Below are 23841 nucleotides of genomic sequence, written 5' to 3' on the forward strand. Positions count from 1 at the left end.
GGATCTGTTTTCGCCGGACCTGTGTTCTGGTTTGACCTGTTTTTGATTGGGCCTGCGGGTCGGGCTCGTTCCGGTCGGGCGGTGCCGGAAGAAGGTGGCGCAGGAGCGGGATAACAGAGCCGGGAACTCAGGGGCGGGGAATGAGAGCGACCAGGCGTTGCAGGCGCCGCGTGAGCTCCTGGGGGCGAAAGGGTTTGGCGATAAAGTCCCGGGCGCCCAGAGCGTAGCAGCGGGTTCGCACAGAGAAATCCATGGTGGAGGAGACCACCAGAATCAGCGTATCCGGTGCGAGCCGGGGAAAGGATTCCAGAAGGGTGAGGCCCGAACCGTCCCGCAACCCCAGGTCAACCACGGCGATGTCGAAACAGGCCTGTTCCAGTTCCTGCCGGGCCTCCTCTACGGAAGCGGCTCCAGAGGCGGCGATCTCCATCTCCTGGAGGATCCGGATCAGCTCCTGCTGAATGACCGGTTCGTCCTCAACCACCAGGGCGTTGATGCGTTTCACGATGGGGTTTTCCCGTGCTGGTCGCGGGGGAGCCCGAAGAGCCATATCGCGCCGGGCTGTTCCAGTCGCTCTGCACCCCCCAAGCTGTCCGCGAGCCAGAGGGGAAGCTCCTCCAGGAGGACGAGTTCCCCCCCAAGGCGCTCGGTGAGACGGGCCGAGACAAAGAGTCCTACCCCCGTAGATCTCTCGCCCCGAGTAGGGCGGGCGCTCAGGCGCGAGTACTTCCGGAAGAGCCGGTCCCGGTCTTCGCCGGTGAAGCCCGGCCCCTCATCGGCGACAAGGAACTCCAGACCTGTAGCAATGCTCCGGTAGGAGAAGATGATTCTGGTATGGGTGGGGCTGTATTTTATGGCGTTGCTCAACAGGTTCAGCAGTACGTGAAAGACCAGGTCCTCATCGGTCTCCAGGGGAGGCTGATTGTCGGAAGGAACCTCCCGGGGGAGGATCAGCTTCTGTTGCTTGCCCTGGAGGGAAGACCGGCAACTCAGGATCAGACGGTCCTGCAGGGCCGCTATATCCAGAGGCTGGGGGAAAACGGCGGCCTTCCCATCACCCTGCTGAGCCGAGTAGATTGCATTCTGGAGGACCTGCTCCATGTCCAGCAGAATAGGATCGAGCTGTTCCTGGTAGGGCAGGGGGTGGCCGGCCAGGGAACAGCGCAGTGACTGCAGATCGTTGCCCAGACTGTGGGTGAGTACCGAGATCAGCTCGTCCAGCTGGGCCCGGTTGCGCTGGATCAGGAAGAGCTGGCTCGCGCTGTGGTTTGTATACACCACCATGAGAATCAGATAGCCGCCGATGACCAGTGCAAAGGTGATCAACAGGGCTGTCATCTGCCGGAACGCCACGGTCCGTACGTATTCCACCCGATCCCGGGTGTTCAGAAAGACCCGGGCCGTTACATCCAGGGGAAAGAGCGAAAAAACCCCCACCGCGTAATCGCCATCGGAGGTTATTATGGGGCGGTCGAGCTCCCGGGCCATTTCGATATACGAAGGGGGTATCATCAATGATTCCGATGGAGCTGCCTGTTCCTCGAACCCCGTGGTGGTATAGACAGGAAGAAACTCCCGTAGCGTATCGGTGCTGATCTCGAGGATTATCTGATCCTCGTTATCCACGAGGTAGACAAACTCGCCCCGCGAAAGATCTCTCTGTACCCGATAGGCCAGTTCTTCGAGCTCTACCAGGGCGCCGAGAATTCCCAGAGGCTCACCCCGGGGATCGCGGAGCAGGAAATCGTAGAAAAAGGCCCGTCCACCCATGGTGTCATCGTAGTAGAAGGCGATGCTCCGTTCCGGAGGGGTGGGACCCTTCCAGGTCTGATAGAACCAGGCGTCCCGGTCGAGGGACGGATCCATCCGGACCGGTTCGCCCGACCAGTAGGTGTAGACCACCTCCCGGGGAATGTCCACAACGGTGATGTCGCTCACGCCGAGGATGGATGCCCACTCGACGGCCCTCTCCCTGAAGGCCTGGGGATTATCCCAGGCCTCGTCCAGGACATCCTGCCACTCGCCATGGGATACCAGGAGATCCAGCGAGCGGGTGAGGGGATCAAAAAAAGTCTCCACCCGATCGTAGGTGGACCGCACGAGTCGGGGAAAGTCATGATCCAGAATGCGGGCTTCCTGCTCGCGGAGCGTACCAAAATAGGAGAAGACTATTGTGGCTCCAAAGAATATAAACGCGACGAGCCCACCGATGAGTACCAGGATCTGTACGCGCCGGGCGATTCGTGATTCGGCCAGGTTTTGGTTCATTACGCGCTCATGATCTCCCGGTACCTATGGTAGTATGTTCCTGAAGAAACTTTCAACGTTTGTTAATAATAATTTAAGGTATTTTTAAGGTCCCTGCGGTATTATCTTGATGGTTTTCTGCCGTTGGGGCGGGGACCACAGGGAACATGGGGGAGAAACAGGATCGTATGATCAGGGAGAACGGGTCGGACAGCCAGAGACTTCTTACGGGTTTTGTCGCGCATTCTCTCAAGAACTCCCTGGCCGAGATCTCTGCTGAAGCTCACCGGTTGCCTGGTAACGCCCTGCTCCTGCGGGCGGTTCAGGGGCTGTCCCGGATCGTTGCGGACTCCCTGTATTTCCAACAGCTGCAGTCCCGGGAGATGGGCGAATCTTCGCTGGCGCCCCCCCCGGGGGAGCACCTTCCGGCGGAGGAACTCTTCGAGTTGCTCCAGCTTCGTCTTCAGGCCGAGGCAGAGGCTCTGAAAGTGGAGCTGTTCTTTTCCTGCGATCCCCGGGTGCGGCTCTTTACCAATCTTGATCTCTCCCTGGACGCCCTGGAGCGGCTCGTTCTGATTGCGATGAACGGCCTTTCTCCCGGCGGGGTGCTGCCCGTTTCTGCCCTGGCAGACCCTCCTTCCATTATTATTACCGCCCCCGACCCGGCCCTCTGGCCCGACCCCGACTCTTCCGTGGCCTTTCCCGAGAAACAGCGTCTCTCCTTCCTGGTGGCCCGGGGGCTCCTGGAGTTTCTTGACTGCCATCTGAGTCTGGGAGGGGTCGGCGATCCGGCTTCGGGGACGTGCCGGGTTGCTTTTCCGGATCCTTCTTCAGCTTCAGGTAACAGGGCGAATCAGACCGGGCTTCGGGAGCGACCACCGCGCAGTACAGGAGACTCCGCCCCGTGACAGAAGCAGCCCATATTCTGGTGATAGAGGATAACGAGCCTGTGCGCGCCTTTATCGCGCGCACGCTGGAAGATGAGGGCTTCGTTGTAGAGCAGGCGCCGGACTGTCCCGTGGCATTCAGCAAGCTGCGCCACGATTGCTATGACCTGGTCCTGCTGGATCTGAGGCTGGGCGACGACGACGGGATGGAGATTCTCAAGACGATCCGTCGGCAGGACGAAACCCTGCCCGTGATCATCGTATCTTCCCTGCAGGATATACACACCAAAGTGGGGGGCTTCGAGATCGGTTGCGATGACTACATCACCAAGCCCTTCCAGTCGGCAGAACTCCTCTGGAGAATCAGGCGCTTGTTGCGCCGAAGTTCCCGCCAGGGGTGCCGGGATCTCATTCGCCAGCATCTTCAGGCTGGACCCTTCTCTCTGGACATCAAGGAGGTCCGGGTCTACCGGGACGGGGTCCTCTTGCAGATGCGCAGGAAACTTTTTGACATTCTGCTCTTTATGGCCCAGAATCCCGAGGTGGTCCTCACAAAAGAGGCGATCCACGAACGGGTCTGGGATCCCCGGGAGGCAATGAACGAGAACTCCCTCTACGTGCATATCCACCAGCTGCGAACGATTATAGAGGATGACCCCTCCCGGCCCAGGTATCTGCGAACGGTCAGGGGGCTGGGGTTCTCCTTTCATCCCCGGGGTTAATCATTCGGTAGAGTCAGGGTTAGAGCCAGCCTGGTTGCCGGTCGGCAGATATCTCCGAAGTCTGGCCCTGCCGGGGGGACAGGCGCGGGGCTGGTCAGGACCCGGACTCACCCGAAAGGAGCGTTGTTCATGTACTGGTTTACCGTTGATTTCTGGCACGATACGGGCCTTCGATTTCTCTCCTGGGCCCTGGGGGCTGTGCCCGGGATTTTCCTTATCCTCCTTCTGGCCCTGGTGGTCTCCCGCTTTCTGGACAGGGTGATGGCCTCTTCGTCGCGGTTCATGACGGCCTCTATCACCCGTGACCGGAGCCTCGACGACGGAGAGGTCCAGAAACGGCTCAAGACCTTGACGGGCATTCTCACCGCAGGTACACGGATTCTCCTCTGGCTTGTGGTGGGGATGATGATCCTCCGTCGTCTGGGAATTGACGTGGCTCCGCTCATGGCCGGGGCCGGAGTTCTGGGGCTGGCCCTGGGATTCGGGGCGCAGGAGCTGGTGCGGGACTTCATCGCCGGTTTTTTCATCCTCATGGAGAACCAGATTCGTCTGGGCGATGTGGTATCAATCAACGGAACTGGCGGGCTCGTGGAGCACGTGGGGTTTCGCACGGTGGTTCTGCGGGATAACACCGGAACGGTCCATGTCTTTCAGAACGGCAAGATCAACACGATCTCCAACATGACCAAGGACTGGTCTGCCCAGGTCTTCGATATCGGGGTGGCCTACAAGGAGGACACCGACCGGGTTGTGGCGGTGATGCGCAGCGTTGCGGCCGATCTCAGGCAGGATCAGCTCCTGGGGCCCGATATTCTGGAAGACCTGGAGGTGATGGGGGTCGATTCCTTTGCCGACAGCGCCGTGGTGATCAAGGCCCGTATCAAAACCCGTCCGATCCGCCAGTGGGCCGTGGGGCGTGAGTACCGGAGACGCCTCAAGTACGCCTTCGACCGCGAGGGGATCGAGATCCCCTTCCCCCACCGCACCATCTTTTGGGGACAGGATCAGTCAGCTTCGCTTCCCGCCTCCCCGCCGGAGGAGACGGGCGCTACCGACGGTGGCGGGCCTCAGTAGCCTGCCCNCTCGGTATGTTCGATAATATACCGCACAGACCTCCGCAGGAGCTCCTTCTCATCGTGGGCGAGATCGTACTGGAGGCGTCCCTTTGTTCCCGCATCCAGAACAATNCCCNTGTGTCCTATNAAATGGGGATAGCTGAAGGCCACCTCGCGGAAGTCNTCAAAGTCTGATACGACGGCCGTGACGGGAAGGATGCGACGCTCGTCGCGGAGCACCGCCTGGGTGATGATTGCCACCGCCTGGGCCACAGCGTAGTAGGTTGACCCCTTGGCCTTGATAATCTGTTGCGCTGCCTGACGAACGTACTCCGTTGCCTCGGCGCGCAGATCATCNTGNTGGCAGCCCCCGGGGCACCCCGGGCAAAACTCTCCGACGTGAACGCCTCCGAAGGTGACATTTGACCACGCCGGGAAAGAGGTGTCGCCGTGCTCGCCGATCACGTAGCCGTGTATATTCTGGGGGTTGATCTTGCAGTGTCGCCCCAGAAATGTCCGCAACCGCGACGAGTCGATNACCGTTCCCGAACCGATCACCTGTTCCCGGGGAAGCCCGCTCTCGCGATAGGCCACGTAGGTCAGGACATCCACGGGGTTGGTGACTACCAGGAGCACCCCTGCAAAGCCGGAGTCCATCAGGGAGGCCGTCATGGAGCGCATGATCTCCACATTCCTGTCCATCAGCTGGACCCTGGANTCGTCGGGGCGCTGNTTTGCCCCCGCCGTGATAATNGCTATTTCGGCATCGCCACAATCCTGGTAGGTTCCCGCGTAGAGATGGGCCGTGTTGCCCAGGGGCATTCCCTGNGTGATATCCAGGACTTCTGCCTCGGCCCTGGCCTGGTCAATATCAACCAGGACCATCTGGTTTGCCAGTCCCCGGGTCGAGAGGGTATAGGTAATCGTGGCGCCCACAGAGCCCGCTCCGATGATGGCGATCTTGTTCTTGATCATTCGCTGCTCCTTGCAGTTCCGGTTCCTTGATCTTCACTTCCCNGTCGGCCTTCCTGATTTCTGCCGACCGGCTTCCTGTGGCACGGGTGAATGTACTGAAAGATGACTGCTTTCGTCAGCNTTGATNGGAAACTTCCGTCCTCTTGCCCGACTCGCCTCGTGTGCNGTCCGAAAGGGTTCGCAGTCGGGCAAAGTTTGCCAGGAGAATCAGGGCATAGGCCATCAGAAAGAAGGGGAGCATCCCCATGCCGGTGAAGGTGGAGATATATCCGAAGAAGAGCGGCAGGAAGGTCGACCCGATGTAGGCCAGGGCCATCTGAAACCCCATGATGGAACGGGAGTATTCCCGGCCAAACCTGAGGGGTGTTTCGTGGAGCATGCAGGGAAAGATCGGTGCACACCCAAAGCCGGTCAGGAAGAATCCCGTGAGAATCACCGGCAGGGGAAGGGGCAGGGCCATCAGGANGATTCCGCCCAGGGCGATCAGGGCCCCTCCGCCNATCATGGTGTTGTTTTTCAGACGGTAGGTGAGAAATCCCGTGAGAAANCGTCCCGCCGTTATGCTGGCGTAAAAGAGGGAGACCCCCCTGGCGGCCAGGGCGGGCTCGAGGTTCCTNACCTTGAAGAGAAAGGATCCTCCCCAAAGCCCCAGGGTCGCCTCGATTCCACAGTAGAACAGGAAAACCGCCAGNGCNGAGGGAACTCCCCGAATCCTCGCGGCCCGTCCNGGGGAAATGATCCGGTGCTCCCGGGTCTCGTCGGTCTGGATGGTACTCACCTTGTCCCACAGGGGGAGGGCTGCGCAGAGAAGCGCNACCAGGAAAATCTGGAAGGATCCCACGGTGAGGTAACTCTTCCGCCAGGATTCCCCNCCGGCGAGGAANATCGAGAGAATCATGGGCCCGCCCAGCGCTCCCACCCCCCAGAAACAGTGAATCCAGCTCATATGCCGGGACTGGTAATGGTTGGCAACGTAGGAGTTCAGCGTGGCATCGACGGCACCGGCCCCGATTCCCAGGGGCAAGGCACAGAGGAGGATCCACAGAAACGACGGAGCCAGGGCGTAGCCCACCAGGGCTGTGGCCGTTATGGCGACGCTTCCTGCGGTGAGCCTGCCCGTGCCGAAGCGGTGGATAGCTACCCCCGAGAGCATGCTGGAGATGATCGTCCCCCCCGAGACGAGCATCTGGGCCAGACCGGCAAAACCGTAGGGCACGGCCAGTTCGGCCTGCATCACCGGCCAGGCCGCGCCGAGGATGCCGTCGGGAAGACCGAGACTGATGAAAGAGATATAAATCAGAACCAGAAGAAGTGTTGCCATAGCCCGTCCTTGGTATTGGTATGTTTCCGGATAATTTCTTTGCTTCCGGATTTTCCTCCGGATTTGCCTTCGAGTTTCAAACCTGCCTTCGAATTATGGATCTGCCTCCGGGAGATCTTCTTCCAGCAGATCCAGAAGAATTTTTTTCAGGCCCCGCTCGAAATCGGCGGTAAAGTCCTCAGAGCAATGGATCTCCGGAAGCGCCTGGGCGGGAAGAAGGGCCCGGCAGATATCGCGTATTCTCCGGAGATGATCCTCGCCCAGGTGCTCGCCGTAGAGGACGATCGATGCGGGGTCTATCAGGGCCGTCACGCTCGCCGTGACTCTGGCTGCAGCGGAGCAGCACGCTTCAAAGGAATCGGCTATTTCCGGTCCCCAGGATATTCCCAGAGGGAGCCAGCCCACCTCCCCGGCGAAATGGCGGTGCCCCTTAAGAAGCTTTCCTTCTATCCGCAGCCCCGCCCCGGGAGGATATTTCCGGGGNAAATAGATGTAGGCCTCGCACNCCCTGCCCAGCACAGCGGCGTTGACATCGTTTTCTANCACTACCGGTATTTCGAACCGTGTCCGAAGGTGTTTTGCCAGAGGAAGCCCCACAAAGGACTGGTAATCGAGGGCGAGGATGTCNCCCTTATACTCGATTCCGGGCAAGCCGAGCACGATTGCCCCAAGGCGCGGGATTTCCCGGACTTTCTCGCCGATAATCCGCTCCAGTACCTCCGGTTCGGGAGCGGAGAGNTCGCAGCTCACAGCGTCTATTGTCTCACCACAGAGATCGACAACCCTGAGAAAGACCGTATCCCTGCCGTTCACCTCCCGGGTGAACACGGCCATTCCCAGGGTGTGGNGCTTGTTGAAGATGTAGCGCTGNGAGGGTCTGCCCCCGCTCGAGGGTGCCTTGCCGCCGGAGAAGGCTTTCTCCTGATGCACCAGATCTTCCACGATCGTCTTGACAGTTACCACGCTGAGCCCGCNTTGCTGAGCCAGTTCCCGCACCGTTGCTGTTCCTGATTCCCTGAGGCATCCCAGAACGGTCCGGGTGTTGATCTCCTTCAGGACCATCGTGTTGGCGCCTCTCCTCCTGGGGTGCTTCATACATCACTTTTAAAATGTATTTTAAAAAGTGTCAAGNGGAGTTCTTCGCAGCGCTCTCTGCTTCTACCGGTTTTTCCAGAGGTGAAGCAGGGCAAAGAAGCTCTGCTGTGTCAGAGGGTTGCCCTGGTAATCGCCGCAGACCTGGCTGCGGGAAAAGCCCGCCCTGGCAGCAGTCTCTTGCAGGAGAGGGGCGGGGAAGGGCCAATGGAGGTGAAGATCTGTCAGGGAGGCGCCCGTCTCCTTGTGGGTTACCCGGGTCTCGAACCCGTAGCCNCGGGCCGGGACGGACGGCGCGGTCTCGGGGGAGGGGGGGCGTGCGGGATCTGTCTCAAGGGCCACGTATCGTCGGGAGAAAGATATCCGGGGCGTTTCCAGCANCGGGAAGACGAAACCCGGCCGGANGGCGGGGTTGGAATAATTCAGGATCTGTACGGCCAGATACCCTCCCGGGCGGAGNACCCGGGCCGCCTGGGTCAGAAACTGCTCGAGTTCCNCGCACCCACCTGCGTAGGCCAGGGTGTTACCCAGACAGAGAAGTGCGTCCCGGCTCCCGGGNGGGCTCTTCTGAAGGAAGCCGGTCATCTCGGCTCTTACAAAGGAGAGATCCCGAAGGGTGCCGCTCTGAAGCCGGGCCTCGCGGATCATCTCTTCATCCAGGTCCAGCCCCGTAACGGTTCGTCCGGGAGCTGCGATCTGGCGGGTAAACTCGCCGCTGGCGCAGCCGATATCGAGGAGATCCCTGGCNCCGNTCGCGGNGAGCTGGGTCTCGATGGCTCGAAATTTTTCTGGTGACGAGGGGAACAGNTGCGAATACTCCGATGCAATGGTTCGGTAGAGGTTCATCCCGGTAGTATACCACCTGCCGTGGATCGGGGCGACGCAGAGGGAAAACCCTCGGGACCGGGGAAGGCCTGGCCGACGGGAAACCGGGAAGCCAAGAGTGGGATTCGAACCCACGGCCTGCTCATTACGAGTGAGCTGCTCTACCCCTGAGCTATCTTGGCGCACTGTACTGTGTTGCAACCAGGGGGCTGCAACGGCGCGAACTATAGTGCAGATCGTGAAAAAAGGGAAGCCCCCGCATTCTCTCCCGCCCCTNATTTCTTCGGGGTGTGGTTCCCTGGACCGCGCAATAACGCTTAATCACGGCCACGACCTGTCCGATACTCTTGCTATGGTTCGTGGAGTTTTTACCGCAGCGAGCGGAATGATAGCGCAGCAGCATCGCCTGGATGCCCTCTCGAATAATCTCGCCAACGCCGACACGGTGGGATACAAGCGGGATGTCTCAGTCCAGAAGGCCTTTCCGGAGCTCCTGCTCCGCCGGATGAACGATGACGGGGTAGTTCAATTTCCCTATCGGGGAGAGCCGGTTGGTTCCGTGGACAAGGCTCCCGTCGTGGGCAAGCTGGGGACGGGGGTGGAGCAGAACGAGGTTTTTACCATCTTCGAGCAGGGAGCGGTACACCCCACAGAGAACGCCTTCGACCTCGCCCTGGAGGGCGACGGTTTCTTTGTGGTTCGCACACCCCNGGGAGACCGTCTGACCCGGAACGGCAGCTTCTCTCTGGGGCCTGAGGGGATTCTGGTGACCCAGCAGGGCTATCCCGTGCTGGGCGACGATGGAAACCCTGTGGAGGTAAAGCTCAACAACTTCGTCGTAGACGAGACGGGAGCGATTTTTGCCAACGAGCGGTACCTGGACGATCCGGACCGGCTCGTCCAGATGCGGGAAAACCAGTGGGACGAGACGCTCCAGGTGGGACAGCTTCGCCTTGTGGGGGTCGAAGAGGCCCGGTATCTGCGAAAGCAGGGCACAAACCTCTGGCGGACCACCCGGGAGAGCGGCGAGGCCCGGGATCTCCTGGGTGACCGGCGCCCGCAGGTGCTTCAGGGATTTCTTGAAAAGGCCAATATCAATGTGGTGGNGGAGATGACGAACATGATCGAGGTGAACCGGGCCTACGAGGCAAATCAGAAGGTCGTCCAGAGCCACGATCAGAGCACGGGACGGCTCATATCGGAGATTCTCCGTGCGCAATAACCCTTCCCCGGCTTTGGCCTGTTCGGGGGTAGCTACATCGGGAACAACCGGGTGGAGCGTGCCCGGAGAAAGAGAGAAGAGCTGAGATGATGCGATCACTCTGGACCGCTGCGTCGGGTATGATGGGGCAGCAGTTTAACATCGATACGATTTCAAATAACCTCTCCAACGTGAACACCACGGGGTTCAAGCGGAACCGCGCTGATTTTGAGGATCTGCTGTATCAGACGGTTCGAACAGCCGGAACTCCCGCCACGGAGCAGACCCTGGTGCCCGTGGGTGTGCAGGTCGGCCACGGGGTGAATATTGCCGGAACACAGAAACTCCATATCCAGGGAAGTCTTCAGAACACCGGCAATGTGACGGACATCGCTATCGAAGGNGAAGGGTTTTTTCGGGTGATGCAGTACGACGGGTCCTTTGCCTATACCCGCGACGGGGCGTTTCAGATCGATTCTCTGGGACAGCTCGTGACAAACAACGGCCTGCGGGTGATGCCCGAGGTTATTCTTCCCCAGGGGTTTCTGCGGGATACCCTGGCGATTTCCCAGGACGGCCGTATCACTGTTCAGATCCCCGGTGCCGATGATCCCCTGGAAGTGGGGCAGGTAGAGCTGAACCGCTTTGTGAACCCCGCAGGACTCAACGCGATCGGGGACAACCTCTTCAAGGAGACCTCGGCCAGCGGTGGACCTATAAGTGGCCAGCCCGGGTTCGACGGGATGGGGCAAACGCTCCACAAGTTTCTGGAGATGTCCAACGTTTCCGTGGTGAGCGAGATGGTGAACATGATCGTGGCCCAGCGTGCCTACGAGACGAACAGCAAGGCGATCCAGACCAGCGATTCCATGCTGGGTATCGCTACCGGTCTGAAACGGTAAGGGCCATGAGCGATAGCGTGGGAGGAATGAACGCAGCCGGGTCGGCTAACCTGGCCCAGCTGCAACTGCAGAACCTTCGATATAACCTTCCCGAGGGGAGCGAGGCTGATCAGTTGCGGCAGGTGGCTCAGGATTTTGAGGCACTCTTCATGAAAAAGATGCTCGATAGCATGCGGGCAACCCTGAATCCCGAGAACCGTCTGGTTGATACCGGCATGGCCGGTGAATTTTACGAGGACATGCTCTACGACGAGTACGCTCAGGTGATGGCCAAGACCGGTGGAATCGGACTTGCCGATATGATAGTTAAACAGATTGCGCCGTGATATATTCTTCAGAGGGTGTACAAAATTGCCTGACCTCTCTCTGATTGGTGTCTGTTTTTTTGTACACCTTCTCTCTTCTTGCAGGAGAAAATCTTCTTGCCATATTTTAAATACTTACAAGACAAGCAATTAGTTAGTTTCTGATTTTTTCTACTGCCTTGGCACGTTTATTGCATATAAATGTGCAGGAGGTGTGTATGGCCAAGAAAATCAGCGCCGACTATAGTCAGAACGATGCGTTGCAGACCTATTATACCCAGATACGAAAAAACGCCCTGCTTACGGCGGAAGAAGAATGGGAGCTTTCCCGCAGGATAGAACAGGGCGATGCCGAAGCAAAGCGGATCCTGGTGGAGCACAACCTTCGCCTCGTGGTGAAGATCGCCAAAGCCTATGTGACCCACGATACCTCGTTGCTGGATCTGATTCAGGATGGAAACCTGGGGCTTCTGAAGGCTGCAAGCCGGTTTGATTACCGGAAGGGAGTCCGGTTCAGCACATACGCGAGCTGGTGGATCAAGCAGTCCCTCTCCCGCTCGCTGGCCAACCGTCGCAGGACGATCCGCCTTCCTCACCGGAAGGAAGATGTGCTCAANCGAATTCAGCGCGCCTATAATTATCTTAACCAGCACCTTATGCGCACTCCCTCGGTGGAGGAGATAGCTCGGGAAGCCCATATTTCCCCCGAAGATGTTTCCGAGATTATGAACATTGCCGCTGTTCCCGTGTCGCTCGATACGGAGATCAACGACGAAAATAGCACCGTGATGGATCTCCTGGAAGATGATACCTTCTCACCCGATGTACAGGTGATGGACAGGATCCTCCGGGAAGAGACAATCAAGGGGCTGAAAATCCTTCAGGATCGGGAACGACAGGTCATCTGGTACCGCTACGCCCTGGACGGCGGGGAGCGCTACACCCTCAAGCGTGTTTCCGCTACAATGGGAATCTCTCCCGAAACGGTCCGGCAGATAGAGATGAAGGCGATTCGCAAGCTTCGAGACCAGGCTGGACATCTCCGGGAGATGCTGACAAACTGATGTTCCGGCGGGGGTCATGGTACGGCGACAAGGAATTTTTCTCGGCTTTCTGCTGCTTGGTGTGGCGGGGAGTATCGCATTTCTGGTGTTTCAGGGCGGCGGCTACCCCTCCGATCGGGTAGTCTCCCTTCCTTCTCTGGACATTTCCGATCCCTCCCGGCAGCCGGATTCTTCCCGGCAACCCGATCCTCCCCGGCAGGAAGAGTGGCCCCCGGGGGAGGAGCCTCCTCGGGTGATCTCTCCCGAAGAGGGGCCACAGCCGGGGCCCCTGCTCTTTCTGGTTCTGGATGATGCCGGGCAGTCCTGGCAGGAGATGGAGTTCTTCGNGGAGCTGGCTGTACCCTATACCGTGGCGGTCCTGCCCGGGTTGCCAGAAAGCCGGGAGGTGATCCGGCAGGCCCGGGGATGGGGCTACGAGGTGATTCTGCATCAGCCCATGGAGGCCTTCAACGGTCAGGACCCGGGTCCCCGTGCAATTACCGCCTCCCATACCATCGAGGAGGCCCTGGAGATACTGAAGGGGAATCTGGACCGCTACACCGGTGTGGTGGGGGTGAACAACCACATGGGAAGCCGCATCACCAGCGATCCCTCCTTCATGGGCCCCCTCCTGAAGGAGGTAGCGGGGAGGGACCTCCTCTTTCTGGATAGTCTTACCACCAGCAGGAGCGTGGTTTCCGCCGTGGCTGCCCGGGAGGGCATCGCTGTACTGGTTCGGGATGTCTTTCTTGACCACCACCGGACCAGAGCCGACATAGAGGCCCAGCTGGAGCGGGCGCTGGAGATAGCCCGCCTCAGGGGGCAGGTAATCATGATTGGTCACGTGACCGTTCCCGAGACGGCCCGGGTCCTGATAGAACGGCAGGAGGAGATCCTGCGGGAGGGGTTTCGCTTTCTCCCGCTCTCCTGTGCCCGGGAGGTTTGTGATGCTGACACTTGGAATTGAGAGCTCCTGTGACGAGACATCGGCTGCGGTTGTACGCGATGGTCGCAGGATAGAATCGCTGGTAGTGGCGAGCCAGAGCGATATTCACGCCCGCCACCACGGCGTTGTCCCCGAGATCGCCTCGCGGGCCCACGTTGAGCAAATCCTGCCCGTGGTTTCCCGGGCGCTTCACGAAGCGGGGGTTGATCCTGTAGCACCTGGTCTCCTGGGTGTGGCTGCGACGAACCGCCCCGGCTTGAGCGGCTCCCTGGCCGTGGGGCTCTCCTTTGCCAAGGCCTATGCCCTCGGAGCGGGACTCCCCTTTGTGGCGGTGGATCATATGGCGGCCCACGCCTACGCGGCACAGCTGGTTCACCCCCAGGATCCTCCCCTGGCGTACCCCTATATTGTCCTTCTTGTTTCCGGGGGGCATACGATCATCGCCGTAAGCCGTAGCCCCGAGGAGCTGGAGATTCTGGGGACAACGATCGACGATGCCTGCGGAGAAGCCTATGACAAGGTCAGTGCCTATCTTGGCACGGGATACCCCGGTGGGCCGGTGATCGACGAGATGGCACGCCAGGGAGATCCCCGGGCCTGCCGCTTCCCCCGTCCCAGGCTGAATCGCAACGACAATCGCTACGATTTCTCCTATTCGGGCCTCAAGACTGCTGTGGTTCACCAGCTCGACCGGTTCTGGAACGACCAGTACCCGCGAACCCGGGAAAACATCGCGGCTGCCTTTCAGGCTGCGGCGATCGACATGCTCATGACCAGGGTAGAGAACGCCCTGGAGGATACGGGGATTCCCAGGGTGACCGCCGGGGGCGGAGTTGCTGCCAACGGGTATCTGCGGGAGCGCCTGCTTTCCCTGGCCGACCAGGGGGTAACGGTGGTGCTGCCTTCACCTCTGCTCTGTATGGATAACGCCGCCATGGTGGCAGGCNTGGGGCACCAGATGCTCGCTGCCGGTGTGCGCAGCGGTCTCGATGAGGGGGTCACGGCCCGGGTCGCCTCTTTCCGTCGCCGGGGGCGACCTCACCCCTCACAGTAGGGACTCGAACCGCTGGGCCAGCTCCTGCAAATCCTGATCATCCTCAAAGAGGGGCGCCGGGGGAGGCGCCGGTTCCTGGATGATCCGGTGTGCACAGTGAGCGATGCTTCGGGAATAGGGGCATTCGGGGTATCGCAGAAGGGTGGGGCTCCGCTCGAGGGGGCTTCGTGAGGCCAGCTCGTCCTGGGGCAGGCAGGCGATAAACTCGATCCCGCTCTTCAGATTGTCCTGAACGACCTTGCGAAGCCGCCCCCCCAGGCCGATATCCTGGGCTGTGCGGCCCATGTTCATCACAACCCGGGGGCGGAATTGCCCCAGGGCGTCCCGGGCGCGGTCACCGCTCTCGGGGTGTATGCCGCGGATCCGGGTTACGAGCTCCTGGATATGAAGGGAGCTTCCCTCCATCTTTTGTTGAAGAAAATCCAGCACCAGGTGTCGTTCGGCGCTTTTGGCAGGAAAACTGCGTTGCAACAGGCGGAACATGGCCGATTTCAGGAAGGAGTAGGCGTTCAGAATCGCCGTTGTATCCGGCGAGGTTACGAGCAACCCCGCGGAAGAGGTAAGGAAGAGATCCAGGGTGTTGTAGGTAGTGCCGGAACCCAGATCGAGAATGATAAAATCCGCCGGTATCTCCGGCAGCTGTTTGAGAATGGCCTGCTTCCGGTGAAAGGGGAGGTTCGCCGTTCCGCAAAAGAGTCCGTCTCCAGGGATCAGGAAAAGCCGTTGCTGCGGGGTCTCTACCAGCAGCTCCTCCAGGGTTTCGGCCTGCTTGTAAATAAAATGGCCGATACCGGGGTGGCTGTTCCGGATCCCCAGCAGGGTATGGAGGTTGCTTCCTCCCAAGTCCAGGTCTACCAGGACCACAGTTTTTCCTTGCTGTGCCAGAGCGATGCCCAGGTTTGCTGCAAGAAGGGTTTTTCCAACCCCCCCTTTTCCGCTTGCGATGGGGATCAGGTGCTGCATGGTTTCAACTATAGGACGAAGCGGGGGAGAGATCAACAAAAGAGTTCTCTCCTTTCTGTTGTGTTTTCCCGGGAAAACTCCCTCGGGGCAGTTCAGGTGAGGGGCACAGAGGTGGACGGACACCACCCGTTGACCCCCCGGGACGATCCGATAATACTACCGCCCATGAGTTACGATGCAATCATTGACGGGGCAATTCGACGGGTTCAGGATTTCCCCAAGCCGGGAGTTCTCTTCTATGATCTCACCAGCCTTCTGGCTCACCCCGATGCGTTCCGCCATACCCTGGATCGCATGGTGGAGACCTACCGTGATACCAGGCTGGATGCTGTAGCCGCCATCGAGGCTCGAGGGTTTTTGCTGGCCGCTCCATTCGCGTACCGTTTGGGAATCCCCCTGATCCTGTTGCGAAAGAAGGGCAAGCTCCCCGGGGATACCCTGCGCCGGTCCTTCGATCTCGAGTACGGCCAGGACACCATTGAGGTTCACCGGGAGGATGTCCCCTCCGGGGGAAGTGTTCTGGTGGTGGACGACCTGATCGCCACGGGAGGAACGGTCGAGGCTGCCTGCTCCCTGCTGGAGGAGGCCGGCGCTGTGGTGTCGGGGGTCTTCGCCGTGGTGGGCCTTCCCTTCCTTGGATATCAGGAGCGTCTTGGGACGCGTGAGGTCCGGTGTTTGCAATGTTATCAGAGCGAAACGGCTTGACACCTTTCATNAAAAGGAGATAGTATCCGCTTCGAAAGAGCTGATTCCCGGTGGTGTAATTGGTAGCACATCAGATTCTGGCTCTGACAGTGGGGGTTCAAGTCCTCCCCGGGAAGTCTTTCTACCCGGCCCGTTCGTCTAGCGGCTAGGACGCGGGATTCTCATTCCCGAAACAGGGGTTCGATTCCCCTACGGGCTATCAGGCCGGTGAGTCTATAACGATTCACCGGCTTTTTTTTATGATTTGGGTAACTGCGCAGCAAAATCCCGGATCGCTTCTTCCCTGAGGTTGAATTCGCTCTTTCCCGTTTTTGATATGACCCGGACAATCAGCCTGAACAGGATATTCATTTTGCTGTAATCGAACTCGTAGCCAAAACTCCCGAGAGCCAGGGCCCGGGCCACGAGGTCTGCACCCAAAGCGTTTTGGAGATACTCCCGGGCCTTGTGCTCCTCACCGCAGCACACGAAGAGCCCCAGGGGTTTCCGGAGCAACAGGTGCCGATTGGCAGTGCAGAACTGTACAACTTCTTTCTGTATGGAGCCCCCATAGACAGACCCCCCAACCAGTACCAGATCATAGTCGGCGGGGCTTGGCGCCGATCCCTTCGCAAGATTGATCTGCCTGATCTCCCCGTGTATCCGTCCGGCGAGCATGTGGGCGGCTTTCTCGGTAGCACCGTACCGGGTGCCGTACACGATCAGTGTTTTCATGGGGCCTCCTTCCATCTGTGTAGCATACTCTGGCGTAACCGTAAAACTATCCCCGCCTGCCAAGGGGGGTGCTTTTGGCGTATGGCGGATTTGGAGTCGGAGTGATACTCCGGCGCGTCCGCCACACCGGGACGGACGTACATATCCCGCAAGCGGTAATACCGATCACCCAGGAATTTTCTGGACAGCCCGTGAATTCTGTCTTGATGATTGGTCGCAGATCGTGCTTCCCGCCGGCCATCAAGAGCAGAAAAAATTTACGAAAAAACTTCCTGCAGAACCGGGTGGTGGTATATAACACAGGAACCCGAATATCAAGGAGNCCGTCCATGCCCCGTTCAATCGGAACCATCTTCCGGCCATACCGAATCGGTCTTGCAGGAACCTACACCCTGGCAGTCTCAGAATCGGTGCTGGGATTGATGTATCCCTTCACGATCGGGCTCGCGATTAACGGACTTATGGGTGGCCAGGGAATCAGGAGCGTCATCCCGCTGGTGATGGTCTGGCTGGGTCAGACCCTTGTCGGTGCAATCTACCAGCTGGTCTCATCCCGTGTTGTGGCACGAATATATCGGACCCTGGCAGATACGCTTGTTCTGGGGAAATCGGAAGTCACCCCGTCAATCAGCGAGGTTGCTGCCCGAGTGGATATGGTCGAAAAGGTCTGCGACGCCTTGACCGAGGTGGTGCCGCTGCTCCTGAATGGAGCAGTGGGGATCGTCGTTTCGGCAGTCATGCTGTTTCTCTACGATTCCCACGCAGGAGCTGTCGCCCTCGCGTTGATCGTCGTGATCGGTCTGATCCAATGGTGGTTTGGTATCAGAGCCCTGCACCTGAACGAGAGAATAAACACCCGGCGGGAGTCCCAGGTGCAGGTCATAGAAAAGCGAAAACCGGCTCGCGTAACGGCGCATTTCAGGGCCATCACAAGGTTGAATATTCGCTTCAAGGACATCGAGGCCGGTACATGGGCCATCGCTGATATCTGCTCCCTTATTGCGCTCCTGGCGGTTCTCTTTCTCATCGCCGGCATTGGCGCCTACGATGTGGGCTCCATTTATGCGATGGTCACCTACATCATGACTCTCACCGATTCCATGGAGAGTGCTCCCATTCTTGTGGACGAAGGGGCTCACTTCTACGATGTATCTGCGCGGGTTGCCCGGACGATCGTGTGATCGGTATGACCCACAGGGCGANGATTCTGTTTGACAGCCCACGCGACCGGTCCATATAATGCACCCATGACGAGTGATATTCACGATCCGGCACAGGAAGAGCGTCAGCACCTGGCGCAGGAGGCAGAGCAACGTCTTTTTGAGCGGAACTTCACCCGCTGGGGCCTGGACATGAACCCTGTGGTAAGTNTGGCAGCGGCTGCCTTCGTCCTGCTCTTTGCCGGGCTGGCAATGCTCGATCTGGAGCGAGCCAATGAAGTCTTTGTGGCTCTGCAGATGTTCATCATTACCCGCTTCGATTGGGTATTTATCCTGGCCAGCAATTTTTTCATTGTCGTGAGTCTTGTCTTTGCTTTCTCACGTCTGGGTACCGTCAAGATTGGTGGTGTNGATGCCAAGCCGGAGTTCTCCAACTTCGCCTGGTACTCCATGCTGATCTCGGCCGGGATGGGCATCGGCTTGATGTTCTGGGCTGTGGGTGAACCGCTCTACCACGCGGCCTTTCCGCCACCTGTTTTTACGAGCGCCGACGCAGCCGTGAGCGCCATGGCGACCACCTTTTTCCACTGGGGACTCCATCCCTGGGGGGTCTACACCATTATTGCCCTGGCGCTTGCTTTCTTTGCCTATAACAAGGGGTTGCCGCTCTCGTTACGATCGGTTTTTTTCCCGCTTCTGGGGAAGCGGGTATTTGGGCTCTGGGGCGACCTGATCGATATCCTGGCCATTCTGGCGACCCTTTTTGGTCTGGCCACCTCGCTGGGTCTGGGAGTTCAGCAAATCAACAGTGGTCTCAACTATCTGACAGGATTGCCTTTCAGTACCATGGTTCAGATCGCTCTGATTGCTGGTGTGACAGCGATCGCGACAATTTCTGTGGTCAGCGGTATAGACAAGGGTGTCCGCATCCTTTCGGAGCTGAACATGAGACTCGCCGCAGTCTTTCTGGTTTTTATCCTGATCGTCGGTCCCACGGGATACATTATTCGACTCTTCACCAACGCTCTGGGGCTCTACCTGGGNGATCTGGTCACGTCCTCCTTCTTTATCGGTTCGGGNGAACAAAGCGCCTGGCAGGGAAGCTGGTCAGTGTTCTATCTGGCCTGGTGGATATCCTGGTCACCCTTTGTGGGTATGTTCATTGCTCGTATTTCACGGGGACGCAGTATCCGCGAGTTTGTAACGGCCGTTATGGTGATTCCTCCCCTGTTGTCTTTCCTGTGGATGTCGGTCTTTGGAGGCACAGCGATATACGTGAATCAGCTCGGTGATGGGGCGCTTTTCGCAACCGTGCAGGGAAATCTTCCCGTGGCCCTGTTTGAAATGCTCGCTCGCATTAACATGCCTTTCCTGCAGGGAGCAACCGCCCTGATTCTCAGTATCNTGGCAACGGTGATGGTGATCTTCTTTTTTGTCACCTCCAGTGACTCCGGGTCGCTGGTAATCAACAACATCACGTCGGGGGGGCGCATTAAAACTCCCGTGGGGCAACGGATTTTTTGGGCCGTTCTGGAAGGCGCGGTGGCGGCTGTGCTCCTGCTGATCGGCGGTGAGCAGGCTCTGGCGGCTTTGCAGACTGCGGTTATTAGCACGGGGCTCCCCTTTGCGCTCCTCCTGGTGCTTATGAGTATCATGCTGGTGAACAGCGTGCGCGTCTCCCAGGAACGTCAAAAACGGTTGAGGGATCTGAAACTGTTTCAGCAGCTCATGAAGATATCGGGTCGTCGTCACGGGCAGGTCGGTGCCGGAGCAGGAACAGCCCGAGGTCCCCAGGGAAGGCCCTGATATCTTTGCCTTTATGGGTCGTACTGCTCGAAGCTGATCCGGGCATCGAGAAACCGGGTGTAGTCGGCGATGGTCCTGCGCAGGTTTTGCTGCTGGAAGGTGAGCTGGTGGATCGCTTCCCACATGAATACCCAGCCACCCACGTTGAGTCCCTGTCTGAGGGTCATTCTGGCCAGGTGACTCCCTGTCTCGGGCCCAAGCAGGGTTCCCGCAACCAGAAAAACCACGGAGATCGCCATATACTGGAGCACCCGTTGCCAAAGACGCCGTAGCCTGCGGCGCTCGATAAAGAGCTCGTAGCGGAAATATTTCCTGATACTGATGCTGAGCTCCCGCTCCATGGCCTGGCCTCGGGGACCCTCGATACCGAAGACAATCTGCAGCGGCGCCTCGGGGGGGATATCGTCGGAGCATTCTTTCAGATACTGCACCAGCCCGGGGTTTACCTCGGGGACCTCTTCCCAGGGGTGAGCCCATTGGCTGAAGGCACAGGAGTAATCGGGGAGACGCACATCGATAGTGTAGGAGGCGGTCTCCGGGTCGTAGCGGTAGATCTTCCGGAGGTATTCCAGAGCAACAGCCCGGCGCTGGTTCCATCTCACGGGGAAGCGTCCCGTTCCGGGGCGATTGTTCCGGTGCCTGTGCTCCGGGGTAGGGGGGCCATTTCACTCATACTCCCCGAGTTTAGCAAAGAGAACCGGTTATGGCAAAGAGGAGATCTTCCGGCTACCTGGGCAGGGCGTTCGCCTTGGTCAGGCCTTTCCAGCACGCACGTTGTTTGGCCATCGGCAGAGTCTGCGTGTTTCCCGCCCCCANGTCGCTTCGGATCCCGGATTTCCCGCCGAAAGTTTTGAAAAACTGCCCTGCATCGGCTATCCTTGGAAGAGACTATCTCTCGACAGGAGGGCCGATGGGCGGGGTCGGAGCCGGAACAAAAAGAAAATCGTCTTGTTCCTTCGGGGTGGCGGTCCTGACTCTCTGCCTGGGCTTTTTTCCGCTGCTCCCCGGCGTGGCTTCCCCCGAACATCTTGTCCTGGCAACCGATGTCTGGCCGCCNTTCAGGATGGCCGATTCTTCGGGAAACCTGGTCTCAGGTATAGATCTGGAGCTGATCCGGGAGATTGAGGCGAGACTGGGAATACCCCTGGAAGTTCAGCGCCATCCCTGGCCACGCGCCCTGGCGATGCTCAGGGTCGGCGATGCCCACATCATGACCGGCATCGCCTGGTCGGCCGAGCGGGAGGAGTATCTCCACTATATCTCTCCCTCCTATACGGTTGTGGCCCCCGCTTTTTATACTCTGCGGGGCTCCGAGACCATTCTGCAGAGCTATCGGGATCTGCACTTTCTCAGAGTGGGACAGGTGCGCGATTCGGTCTATTTCGACCCCTTCAACTCGGATTCAAAGATAGAGAAAGTTACCGTTTCCTCGGAACAGCAGTTACTCCGGATGCTTCAGCACGGCCGGGTATCGGTGCTGATCGGCACCACGCCCAACCTTCTTTGGGATATACGGCAGGCGGGGCTGGAAGAGCTGATTGTCCCTNCAGTCTACCAGCCGCCACACAGAACAGAGCTTTTTGTTGCCCTGTCCCGGGCCGCTCCGGCGATGGAACTTCGCTCTGTGCTGGAGAAAATCCTCCGGGACATCATCGATGAGGGCATCGTGGACGCAATACTTGAGGAGTATCGATGAAACGACAACGAAGGCTTCTCTCGGAAACCCAGCGAATGACGATCCTGGTCTCGGCGGCCATCATTGTTGCCTTCGAGGTTGCCACAATTATCTTTATGACCAGCGCCATGACAGACGATCTGATCAGGAGTTCCCGGATCGTCGCTGACGAGATCGAGGTTATCCTGGAAGACCCGCTCTACAATATTGACGATGACCAGGCGCGCCGAATTGCCGAGGCGCTGCTTTCGTCGGGGCGTATTTCGGGCATCGTGCTGAACTCCTCCGCCACGGGAGAGGTCATCTCCCGCCCTGCTTCGGCCCCCTCCCGTTTTATTCCTCCCGTGCACCGTCTGGTAGAACGGGAAGGGCTCGTGCTGGGCGAGGTCTACCTGGAGTTTAGTGATTCCGAGATCCGGGGGATGCGCCTGCGGTTTATTGTGCTCGCCCTGGTTATCATCGGGGCGGTGATCCTGGCAAACCTGATCGCCACGCGGTTTCTTATCGTGAAGAAGATCTCCCGGGAGTTTGTCCCCATCCGCGAGGGGATCGACGAGATCTCCCGGGGGAACTACGGGCGTCCCATCGCCCTTGGATCGTATCAGGATCTGAACGCCCTGATTGTCCTGATAAACGATATGGCCCGTCACATTCTGGAGAAAAACCGGGAGCTCACCGAGGCCAAGGAAGGGTTGGAGGAACGCGTAGCCGAGCGTACGGCCGAGCTGGAACAGTCGCTGCAGGAGCTTGAGGATGCCCAGGCCAGGCTGGTTGAGTCTGAACGATTGTCGGCCCTGGGAAAACTCTCGGCCGGCATCGCCCACGAGCTGAACACCCCCCTGGCGGCGATCTCCTCCTCGGCGGGCGCCTTGATGTATTACCTCGATTCTCAGGAGAAGAGCGATCAGGACTCCGATGCTCCCTGGAGTGGCGGGATGAACGCTCTCTATACGAACCTTCTGGAGGTGGCTTTTCCCCGGTGTAGCCAGCTTGTTTTCTCCCCGGGAGGGCGCGCNCGCAAGGAGGAACTNCGGCTCTTTCTCGAGCAGCAGGGAGTGGCTGAGTCCGGAGAGATCGCCGATCTTCTGGTGGAGATGGAAATAGACGACGAGGTGGAGCGGTTTTTATCCGCTCTCCACGATCCCCGCAGTGTCGAGGTTCTGCGCCGGGCCTCATCTCTGGTGGCTGCCAGAAGAACGGCCCAGGTAGTGGCCGTGGCAGCCGGCAAGGGAGAGAAGGTTGTGGCGGCGCTCCGGGCCTATCTGCACCCCGAGTCAGAGGGGGCTCTTCGTCCTGTGTCCCTGGAGGATGGGATAGAGAGCGTGCTCACGATTCTGTATAACCGCATCAAGCGGGGAATAAAGCTGACCCGGAATTTTGCCGGCCTGCGTGTCCTGGGGGCCGCCGATCAGCTGGGCCAGGTCTGGATGAACCTGATCCTCAACTCGATCCAGGCGATCGAGAGCGCGGGAGGCGAGGGGGAGATTGTGATCACCACCGAGAGTGATGGAGGCGAGGTCCGTGTTATTATCGAGGACTCCGGTCCGGGTATTCCCGCAGGGGTGCAGGAGAAGATTTTTGATCCCTTCTTTACCACGAAGGAGCACGGCGAGGGGATCGGACTGGGGCTCGAGATATGCCGAACTATCCTGACAAAGCACCAGGGGAGTATCCGCTTCACCTCGGAGCCGGGGAAGACCCGCTTTACCGTGGTTCTCCCTGATATCGTGGGGCAGGACCATTGAGTGGGACAGGNAGAGAGGACAGGCCGATCAGTTGAGTTGCGACTGATCCCCCTGGCCCAGGCAGGCCTGAACAGCGTTAATGATATCAGCGTGACGCCAGGGCTTGTGAATGACCCTGATGTCGCCGAGCTGTTCCCTCATTTTCTGGATTGATTCGGGGTCTGCGTGGCCCGTCACCATGATTGCCGATATGCCAGGGTGGGATTGGTGAACGCGAAGCAGAAACTCGTCACCCTTGATTCCCGGCATCAGCCAGTCCGAGATGATCAGGATCACCGAAACGCCCTCGCGNTCCAGATCGCTGATGGTCTCGAGAGCCTCCTGGGCATCGCCGGCTCCCTCGTAGATGAACTGNTCCTTGAAATGGGAACGCAATTCCTGCTTGAGGGCCATGAGAATAATAACTTCGTCGTCAACGCAGAGTATCGCTTGTTTGCTCATAGTACCCTTCCAAGGTAATGCAAAAATTCCGGCGACGCAAGGTTCGGGGCTTCTTCT

24 protein-coding genes and 3 tRNA genes are annotated in these 23841 nt (G+C 58.9%); 16 read left to right on the forward strand and 11 right to left on the reverse strand.

Going from position 1 to position 23841, the window contains the following annotated elements; all coding sequences use genetic code 11:
* Positions 1 to 127: 127 nt before the first annotated feature.
* Positions 128 to 505: a response regulator gene (locus B071_RS0102730; protein ID WP_018525573.1), complete on the reverse strand. Its 378-nt coding sequence runs from the start codon at positions 503 to 505 to the stop codon at positions 128 to 130.
* Positions 502 to 2268 carry a sensor histidine kinase gene (locus tag B071_RS0102735; protein WP_018525574.1) on the reverse strand — a complete coding sequence of 589 codons (1767 nt, stop codon included), beginning with the start codon at positions 2266 to 2268 and terminating at the stop codon, positions 502 to 504. Before B071_RS0102735 ends, B071_RS0102730 begins: the two co-directional genes overlap by 4 nt.
* Before the next feature lie 167 nt (positions 2269 to 2435).
* Here B071_RS0102735 and B071_RS0102740 point away from each other — a divergent pair, with 167 nt between their 5' ends.
* From B071_RS0102740 to B071_RS0102750, 3 genes are all read left to right on the forward strand, one after another.
* On the forward strand, positions 2436 to 3155 hold the full coding sequence (locus tag B071_RS0102740; RefSeq protein ID WP_157702990.1) for a hypothetical protein: 720 nt from the start codon (positions 2436 to 2438) through the stop codon (positions 3153 to 3155).
* Positions 3152 to 3856: a response regulator transcription factor gene (locus B071_RS0102745; RefSeq protein ID WP_018525576.1), complete on the forward strand. Its 705-nt coding sequence runs from the start codon at positions 3152 to 3154 to the stop codon at positions 3854 to 3856. The genes B071_RS0102740 and B071_RS0102745 overlap by 4 nt, the downstream gene beginning before the upstream one ends.
* Before the next feature lie 129 nt (positions 3857 to 3985).
* Positions 3986 to 4930 carry a mechanosensitive ion channel family protein gene (locus tag B071_RS0102750; RefSeq protein ID WP_018525577.1) on the forward strand — a complete coding sequence of 315 codons (945 nt, stop codon included), beginning with the start codon at positions 3986 to 3988 and terminating at the stop codon, positions 4928 to 4930.
* Here the strand turns inward: B071_RS0102750 and B071_RS0102755 are convergent.
* The 5 genes from B071_RS0102755 to B071_RS0102775 form a co-directional block, all read right to left on the reverse strand.
* Positions 4924 to 5886, reverse strand: a complete 963-nt coding sequence (locus B071_RS0102755; protein WP_018525578.1) for an L-lactate dehydrogenase — start codon at positions 5884 to 5886, stop codon at positions 4924 to 4926. The genes B071_RS0102750 and B071_RS0102755 overlap by 7 nt on opposite strands.
* A gap of 115 nt (positions 5887 to 6001) precedes the next feature.
* Positions 6002 to 7207 (reverse strand): MFS transporter, encoded by a 1206-nt coding sequence (locus B071_RS0102760; RefSeq protein WP_018525579.1) that lies wholly within the window; start codon positions 7205 to 7207, stop codon positions 6002 to 6004.
* Positions 7208 to 7300: 93 nt separating this feature from the next.
* The gene (locus tag B071_RS0102765; protein ID WP_083914389.1) at positions 7301 to 8302 is read right to left on the reverse strand and encodes an ROK family transcriptional regulator; all 1002 of its coding nucleotides are present in this window, start codon (positions 8300 to 8302) and stop codon (positions 7301 to 7303) included.
* 63 nt (positions 8303 to 8365) lie between these two features.
* Positions 8366 to 9145 carry a class I SAM-dependent methyltransferase gene (locus B071_RS0102770; protein ID WP_018525581.1) on the reverse strand — a complete coding sequence of 260 codons (780 nt, stop codon included), beginning with the start codon at positions 9143 to 9145 and terminating at the stop codon, positions 8366 to 8368.
* A gap of 89 nt (positions 9146 to 9234) precedes the next feature.
* Positions 9235 to 9306: transfer RNA gene (locus tag B071_RS0102775), tRNA-Thr, on the reverse strand.
* Between the two features lie 170 nt (positions 9307 to 9476).
* Between B071_RS0102775 and B071_RS0102780 the strand changes: the two genes are divergently transcribed.
* From B071_RS0102780 to tsaD, 6 genes are all read left to right on the forward strand, one after another.
* Positions 9477 to 10346 (forward strand): flagellar hook-basal body protein, encoded by an 870-nt coding sequence (locus tag B071_RS0102780; RefSeq protein ID WP_026244922.1) that lies wholly within the window; start codon positions 9477 to 9479, stop codon positions 10344 to 10346.
* A gap of 86 nt (positions 10347 to 10432) precedes the next feature.
* The gene (gene flgG, locus B071_RS0102785) at positions 10433 to 11227 is read left to right on the forward strand and encodes a flagellar basal-body rod protein FlgG (RefSeq protein WP_018525583.1); all 795 of its coding nucleotides are present in this window, start codon (positions 10433 to 10435) and stop codon (positions 11225 to 11227) included.
* Positions 11228 to 11232: 5 nt separating this feature from the next.
* Entirely contained in the window at positions 11233 to 11553 is a 321-nt protein-coding gene (locus B071_RS15530) for a rod-binding protein (RefSeq protein WP_083914392.1), read from the forward strand.
* A 197-nt stretch (positions 11554 to 11750) separates the two neighbouring features.
* Positions 11751 to 12596, forward strand: a complete 846-nt coding sequence (locus tag B071_RS0102795; RefSeq protein WP_018525585.1) for a sigma-70 family RNA polymerase sigma factor — start codon at positions 11751 to 11753, stop codon at positions 12594 to 12596.
* Between the two features lie 16 nt (positions 12597 to 12612).
* Positions 12613 to 13542 carry a divergent polysaccharide deacetylase family protein gene (locus B071_RS15535; RefSeq protein WP_018525586.1) on the forward strand — a complete coding sequence of 310 codons (930 nt, stop codon included), beginning with the start codon at positions 12613 to 12615 and terminating at the stop codon, positions 13540 to 13542.
* Positions 13523 to 14575, forward strand: coding sequence for a tRNA (adenosine(37)-N6)-threonylcarbamoyltransferase complex transferase subunit TsaD (gene tsaD, locus B071_RS0102805; RefSeq protein ID WP_018525587.1), 1053 nt, complete (start codon positions 13523 to 13525; stop codon positions 14573 to 14575). Before B071_RS15535 ends, tsaD begins: the two co-directional genes overlap by 20 nt.
* Here tsaD and B071_RS15540 read toward each other — a convergent pair.
* Positions 14567 to 15538: a P-loop NTPase gene (locus B071_RS15540; protein ID WP_040587152.1), complete on the reverse strand. Its 972-nt coding sequence runs from the start codon at positions 15536 to 15538 to the stop codon at positions 14567 to 14569. The genes tsaD and B071_RS15540 overlap by 9 nt on opposite strands.
* A 165-nt stretch (positions 15539 to 15703) precedes the next feature.
* Here B071_RS15540 and B071_RS0102815 point away from each other — a divergent pair, with 165 nt between their 5' ends.
* The 3 genes from B071_RS0102815 (at position 15704) to B071_RS0102825 (ending at position 16442) form a co-directional block, all read left to right on the forward strand.
* Positions 15704 to 16243, forward strand: a complete 540-nt coding sequence (locus tag B071_RS0102815; RefSeq protein WP_026244923.1) for an adenine phosphoribosyltransferase — start codon at positions 15704 to 15706, stop codon at positions 16241 to 16243.
* Between the two features lie 44 nt (positions 16244 to 16287).
* Positions 16288 to 16359 (forward strand) — tRNA-Gln (locus tag B071_RS0102820).
* Positions 16360 to 16370: 11 nt separating this feature from the next.
* Positions 16371 to 16442, forward strand: a tRNA-Glu gene (locus B071_RS0102825).
* A gap of 38 nt (positions 16443 to 16480) precedes the next feature.
* Here B071_RS0102825 and B071_RS0102830 read toward each other — a convergent pair.
* Positions 16481 to 16957, reverse strand: coding sequence for a flavodoxin domain-containing protein (locus tag B071_RS0102830; RefSeq protein ID WP_018525590.1), 477 nt, complete (start codon positions 16955 to 16957; stop codon positions 16481 to 16483).
* Between the two features lie 329 nt (positions 16958 to 17286).
* On the opposite strand from B071_RS0102830, the gene B071_RS0102835 reads away from it, so the two are divergent.
* Positions 17287 to 18138 (forward strand): ABC transporter six-transmembrane domain-containing protein, encoded by an 852-nt coding sequence (locus B071_RS0102835; RefSeq protein ID WP_018525591.1) that lies wholly within the window; start codon positions 17287 to 17289, stop codon positions 18136 to 18138.
* Between the two features lie 171 nt (positions 18139 to 18309).
* Positions 18310 to 19923, forward strand: a complete 1614-nt coding sequence (locus B071_RS0102840) for a BCCT family transporter (protein WP_438829538.1) — start codon at positions 18310 to 18312, stop codon at positions 19921 to 19923.
* A gap of 11 nt (positions 19924 to 19934) precedes the next feature.
* Here B071_RS0102840 and B071_RS0102845 read toward each other — a convergent pair whose 3' ends face one another.
* A complete protein-coding gene (locus B071_RS0102845) occupies positions 19935 to 20525 on the reverse strand; it encodes a hypothetical protein (RefSeq protein ID WP_018525593.1) in 591 nt (196 codons plus the stop codon).
* 308 nt (positions 20526 to 20833) lie between these two features.
* Between B071_RS0102845 and B071_RS15545 the strand changes: the two genes are divergently transcribed.
* Entirely contained in the window at positions 20834 to 21619 is a 786-nt protein-coding gene (locus tag B071_RS15545; RefSeq protein ID WP_018525594.1) for a substrate-binding periplasmic protein, read from the forward strand.
* 1073 nt (positions 21620 to 22692) lie between these two features.
* On the forward strand, positions 22693 to 23343 hold the full coding sequence (locus B071_RS20425; RefSeq protein WP_438829539.1) for a sensor histidine kinase: 651 nt from the start codon (positions 22693 to 22695) through the stop codon (positions 23341 to 23343).
* A 27-nt stretch (positions 23344 to 23370) separates the two neighbouring features.
* Here B071_RS20425 and B071_RS0102860 read toward each other — a convergent pair whose 3' ends face one another.
* On the reverse strand, positions 23371 to 23784 hold the full coding sequence (locus B071_RS0102860) for a response regulator (RefSeq protein ID WP_018525596.1): 414 nt from the start codon (positions 23782 to 23784) through the stop codon (positions 23371 to 23373).
* Positions 23785 to 23841 lie beyond the last annotated feature (57 nt).

Origin of the sequence: Alkalispirochaeta alkalica DSM 8900 (assembly GCF_000373545.1) — a bacterium.
Taxonomy (GTDB): Bacteria; Spirochaetota; Spirochaetia; order DSM-27196; family Alkalispirochaetaceae; genus Alkalispirochaeta; species Alkalispirochaeta alkalica.

Excerpts from the sequence above, each read along its gene's own strand:
- B071_RS0102830 (WP_018525590.1), bottom strand. The coding sequence starts at position 16,957 with ATGAAAACACTGATCGTGTACGGCACCCGGTACGGTGCTACCGAGAAA.
- B071_RS0102740 (WP_157702990.1), top strand. The coding sequence starts at position 2,436 with ATGATCAGGGAGAACGGGTCGGACAGCCAGAGACTTCTTACGGGTTTT.
- B071_RS15540 (WP_040587152.1), bottom strand. The coding sequence starts at position 15,538 with ATGCAGCACCTGATCCCCATCGCAAGCGGAAAAGGGGGGGTTGGAAAA.
- B071_RS0102835 (WP_018525591.1), top strand. The coding sequence starts at position 17,287 with ATGCCCCGTTCAATCGGAACCATCTTCCGGCCATACCGAATCGGTCTT.
- B071_RS15530 (WP_083914392.1), top strand. The coding sequence starts at position 11,233 with ATGAGCGATAGCGTGGGAGGAATGAACGCAGCCGGGTCGGCTAACCTG.
- B071_RS20425 (WP_438829539.1), top strand. The coding sequence starts at position 22,693 with ATGGAAATAGACGACGAGGTGGAGCGGTTTTTATCCGCTCTCCACGAT.
- B071_RS0102735 (WP_018525574.1), bottom strand. The coding sequence starts at position 2,268 with ATGAACCAAAACCTGGCCGAATCACGAATCGCCCGGCGCGTACAGATC.
- B071_RS0102815 (WP_026244923.1), top strand. The coding sequence starts at position 15,704 with ATGAGTTACGATGCAATCATTGACGGGGCAATTCGACGGGTTCAGGAT.
- B071_RS0102750 (WP_018525577.1), top strand. The coding sequence starts at position 3,986 with ATGTACTGGTTTACCGTTGATTTCTGGCACGATACGGGCCTTCGATTT.